The following is a 558-nucleotide window of genomic DNA, read 5'->3' on the forward strand; positions in this document are numbered from 1 at the left end:
GTGAATGTAANNGTTACCTTGCATGTAGGCGCGGGCACGTTTCAGCCCGTTCGTGTTGATAATATTCAAGAGCATAAAATGCACGCTGAATTTGCCGAAGTGCCTCAAGATGTGGTTGATGCCGTGTTAAACACAAAAGCAAATGGCAAAAGGGTAATTGCAGTAGGGACCACTTCGGTACGCTCACTAGAATCGGCGGCGAAAGCAAGTGCAGAGCGGGGCGATGAACAGATTATCGCGCCCTTTAATGAAGATACCGAAATCTTTATTTACCCTGGTTTTAGAATTTAAAGTTGTGGACGCTATGTTTACTAACTTCCATTTGCCGGAATCTACGTTAATGATGTTGATTAGCGCATTTGCAGGTAAAGAAAACGTGATGAATGCCTATCAAGAAGCGATAGCGAAAGAATACCGATTCTTAGCTATGGCGATGCTATGTTTATGAGCGCGCTTAAAAACGGTGCGGTTTAGCTAAAAAACGCCTCGTCATGTGTTTACGCTACGACGTTAAAAAACCGTTGCGTATTTCGGTTAACTCGTTTACGAAACTCGCAA

At 43.5% G+C, this 558-nt stretch carries 1 pseudogene; it reads left to right on the plus strand.

Features of this window, described 5'->3' with window-relative positions:
* Nucleotides 1–474 (plus strand): annotated as a pseudogene (locus ACX5J7_RS18320) (S-adenosylmethionine:tRNA ribosyltransferase-isomerase); the annotation flags it as partial.
* Nucleotides 475–558 lie beyond the last annotated feature (84 nt).

Source organism: Alteromonas infernus (assembly GCF_902705815.1).